Source organism: Oleiphilus sp. HI0123, assembly GCF_001635315.1.
In genome coordinates this window covers 1-4344 of the sequence record NZ_LWGE01001551.1, presented here as the reverse complement: position 1 = coordinate 4344, position 4344 = coordinate 1, and the positions used below count along the sequence as shown (strand labels likewise).

General features: G+C 47.3%; 4 protein-coding genes. All 4 read left to right on the top strand.

Annotated features, from left to right (window positions below; genetic code table 11):
- A partial coding sequence (locus A3761_RS20775) for an FLgD tudor-like domain-containing protein (protein ID WP_068750797.1) occupies positions 1-452 on the top strand: 452 nt, incomplete at its 5' end.
- 72 nt (positions 453-524) lie between these two features.
- Positions 525-2489 (top strand): flagellar hook-basal body complex protein, encoded by a 1965-nt coding sequence (locus A3761_RS20770; protein ID WP_068553370.1) that lies wholly within the window; start codon positions 525-527, stop codon positions 2487-2489.
- A 124-nt stretch (positions 2490-2613) separates the two neighbouring features.
- Positions 2614-3357 (top strand): flagellar basal-body rod protein FlgF, encoded by a 744-nt coding sequence (gene flgF / locus A3761_RS20765; RefSeq protein ID WP_068511763.1) that lies wholly within the window; start codon positions 2614-2616, stop codon positions 3355-3357.
- A 179-nt stretch (positions 3358-3536) separates the two neighbouring features.
- On the top strand, positions 3537-4322 hold the full coding sequence (gene flgG, locus A3761_RS20760; protein ID WP_068511766.1) for a flagellar basal-body rod protein FlgG: 786 nt from the start codon (positions 3537-3539) through the stop codon (positions 4320-4322).
- Positions 4323-4344: the final 22 nt, after the last annotated feature.

Genomic DNA, 4344 nt, shown 5'->3' with positions numbered 1-4344 from the left:
AAGTAGAAAGTTTTGCAACCCAGTATCAGTCTAGTCAGGCTTTGCAGGCTTCTGCAATGGTTGGGCGAACGGTTTTGGTGCCAGGTACTGAAGCTCCCATGGCGGCAGACGGAACAATTAGTGGATTGGTTGATCTTGAAGCCAGTACAGGTTCATTAAAGGTAAGTATCTTTAACGGTTCTGGTGAGTTGGTTAATCAGGTGGATATGGGGCAACAACTTGCCGGTTCTGTACCATTCTCGTGGGATGGAACAAATAGCAAGGGGGAGCAGATGCCCTATGACAATTACACGATCGCTGCTGAATCGAATCAAGGAGGAGATGTAAGTCAAATTACGACCTTGCTTTCCGCCAATGTGAGTAGCGTATCGATCGGGACTGGTGGTGCCATTTCGCTTAACTTAGCCGGTATGGGCGCTATTCCTTTAGAAGATGTTAGAGAGATTAACTAGGCATGAGTATGTGTCTGGCGTGCGAAATAATTGTAATCATTACGACAAAAAGAATCAGAAGAGAGGTGTAGTATGCCGTTTAACGTTGCATTAGGTGGGTTGAGAGCATCCTCCACGGACTTGGAAGTTACGGGTAATAACATTGCGAACGCGAGTACTGTTGGTTTTAAGCGTTCGCGTGCCGAGTTTGGTGATGTTTATTCCAATAGTTTTTTCGGCAGGGGGGCTACCTCAACGGGAGACGGTGTCGCAGTACAAAATATTCGACAGATGTTTGGTCAGGGTAACGTAAGCTTTACTGACAATAACCTGGACTTAGCAATTACCGGAAATGGCTTTTTCGTGCTTAGTGATCAGGGTGAGGCCAAATATTCGCGTGCTGGTCAGCTAGGTGTGGATAAAGATGGTTTCATGGTCAATAACACGGGTATGCGTGTCCAGGGCTTTCAGGCTGATGAAGGTGGGACGGTATCGGGAGTTCTGGGTGATCTGGTTGTTGATGCGAATGATCTGCCTCCATCAAGATCAACTAATGTCGAAGCAGCTTTGAATCTGGATTCTTCAGAAGAAGCTTTGACTCAGAGTGGCACAACGATTAACTCGAACGGTGCAACGGATGTTGGTGTAGCACAAGCAGGAATTGTGAATGGCTATGCGAGTCAGGATATCGAAGTGACCTTTCCGGATGGCACGTCGCAGACCATTACAACGACTGCGGAATCAACTGCCGGGGCAATTGCATCTCAGTTTTCGCTTTTAGAAGGTGTGGATGCGACTGCTAGTACCAGCTCTACAATAACCTTAGCTGGATATGATAATGCCTCAGGAAATATGAGTATTAGCTTAAACGGAATTAGTTTCCAGCCAGCCGGTGCAACAGATGCATTGCAATTGGCCGACTTGGGAACTCGTATTAACTCGTCTGCGTTGGTGGGGGTTACCGCCGTCATAGATAGTGCTACTGGTGATTTGCAGATTATTCAGGATCAAGGAGCTAACTTGGTATTCGGTTTTGCGGGTGTCTCGGGCGATAGTTTTGAGGTTCTTGGGAGTGATGCCGCGGCGACGCCGGTAGTGCTTGACCCTGATGCTGTTCCTGCCGTTTTGAATGCGACTGTAGGTGGTGGAGTTAGCATTGTACTTGACGAGGGGGTCGTTGCGACCAACTTAAGTGCCACAACGCCCGTCATTACCAACTTTACCGGTGCGCCTTTTGTTAATAACCAATTTTCACCAACGGATCCTGGTACCTATAACCACGCGACGTCAACGACTATTTTTGACAGTCTTGGTAACTCTCATGTTTTGACCATGTATTTCGTTAAGCAGCAGTCTTCGTTGTCGGGAGAAAATACCTGGCAAATGCATGTGCAGGTGGATAACCAGGATGTTGGAGATCCATTAATTGGAACAGATGCATCGCGAGCGACTTATAATTTGGTATTCCGCGATGACGGTACTTTAAATGAAACATTGTCAGATGATGTTTTGATTTCTAATTGGGACCCTTTAGATAGTCAAGGCAATCAAAATGGGGCGGCACGACCTTTGAATGTTGTGGATGGCGGGGTTTTGCCGATTCCTCAGCCGCCAACTAGCTCAAACTTTGAGGTAGATGTATCATCGTTTACTCAGTTTGGTAGCCCGTTTGCTGTAAATGACTTAAGTCAGAATGGTTATACCACAGGTCGATTAGTCGGTCTGGATGTCGATGAGTCGGGTGTCATTCTGTCTCGTTTCTCCAACGGTGAGTCTTTGGTTCTAGGGCAGGCAGCTTTGGCTAACTTCAATGACGTAGAAGGCTTATCACCTGATGGCGATAGTGTTTGGGTGCAGACTTTTGCTTCGGGTGACCCGATTGTCGGGGCGCCTGGTACGGCGTCTTTGGGTCTATTAACGGCCTCTGCAGTTGAGCAATCGAATGTTGATTTATCTGCTGAGCTGGTAAATCTGATTGTTGCGCAGCGTAACTATCAGGCCAACTCCAAGACCATTGAGACGGCCGATACAATCCAGCAAACTATCTTGAATATCTAGTACTGAATTTCGCTCATAGCCTTCCTTGTTTGGGTTGGCTAGATAATTGCAGAGCTTAGGCTAAGGCGTTTGCAGTGTCCGTTTCTTTGACGCTGCGTATTGTTTGATCCTAATGGTGAAGTAAATGGATAAAGCGTTATATATTGCAATGAGTGGTGCCAAGCAGAATATGCTGGCGCAGCGCGCTCATGCCAATAATTTGGCAAATATTAATACGACGGCGTTTAAAGAAGATTTCGCTCAGGCGCGTGCTATGCCGGTGTTTGGCGAGCATCATCCATCGAGAGCCTATGCCTTGACCGAAAGGCCGGGAACAAATTTTGAGGCGGGTCCCCTGAATCAAACCGGCAACCCTTTGGATGTTGCGGTAAAGGGTGATGGATGGATTGCGGTTCAGGCCGCAGATGGTTCGGAAGCCTATACCCGGGCAGGCGACCTGCAGGTAGATGTCAATGGGCAGCTAAGGGCTGGCATTGGTTTGCCTGTTTTGGGTAATGGTGGTCCAATTGTTTTGCCGCCTTCGGCAACTGTTGAGATTGGTGCTGACGGTACGGTTTCGGTTCTTCCTTTGGGTGGTGGAGCTGTTGGCTTAGCGGCGGTTGATCGAATTAAGCTAGTTAATCCCGACCCTGATATGATCGAAAAGAAAGAAGATGGTCTATTGCATATGAAGGGTGATGAGCCACCGGCAGTTGCTGACCCGAACATCAAACTGGAAACGGGGTTTCTGGAAGGTTCTAATGTAAATGCGGTATCGTCTTTAACAGATATCCTATCTCTATCGCGACAGTATGAGCTTCAAGTTAAATTAATGAGCCAGGCTGATCAAATTTCTCAACAAACGGCACGTTTGTTGCAGTTCTCCTAGTAAGACCTGAAAAACGTCATAAAAGCGGCACGTAGTTGCAGATTTATAGAGTGCTGATTTTTTGACTGCTTCGTTAGCGGTATTTGCTTACTAGCTTTAAATAAGGGGTATCACAGATAGCCCTTAAACGCTTCAGGTCTGATTGATTCGCAGTAGAATTTCAATTTGGGAGAAGCATCATGCATCCAGCTCTTTATGTCAGTAAAACCGGTCTAAGTGCACAAGATATGTCCTTGACCACGATTTCCAACAACTTGGCGAATGCTAGTACGGTTGGCTTTAAGCGTGATGAAGCGGTTTTTCAGGACCTGTTGTATCAGGTGAAAAGAGAGCCAGGTGGCTTGAACTCACAAAACTCTCAATTACCATCTGGTCTCCAGCTCGGTACGGGTGTCAGGATCGAAGGGACGACTAAGCAATTTACCCAAGGCTCCTTAGAAGTGACTGACCAGGCTCTCGATTTAGCCGTTAATGGTAGAGGCTTTTTCCAAGTTATATTGCCAGATGGCTCGACCAGTTATACCCGAGATGGGCAGTTCCAGGTTAACTCAGATGGCCAAGTCGTCACTGCTGGTGGCAACCTATTAGAACCCGCCATCACTATTCCACAGAATGCTTCTTCAGTGACGATCGGCGAAGATGGCATTGTATCGGTCAGTATTTCTGGTGAAACCACTGCACAGCAAGTTGGCCAGATTAATACGGTCGACTTTATTAATCCCCAAGGTTTGAAAGCGCTAGGGAATAACCTGTTTGCTGAAACTGAAGCCAGTGGTAACCCTCAAGGGGGCACGCCGGGCTTGGCAGGTTTTGGTGAGGTTAAGCAAGGCATGCTAGAGCAATCGAACGTAGATACGGTGCAAGAGCTGGTCAGCATGATTACTGTCCAGCGCGCCTATGAAATGAACTCAAAAGTTGTGTCTACGGCTGACCAGATGCTCCAGTACATTGGGCAGAACCTGTAATACGCGCTTAGTTGTTTGAGGG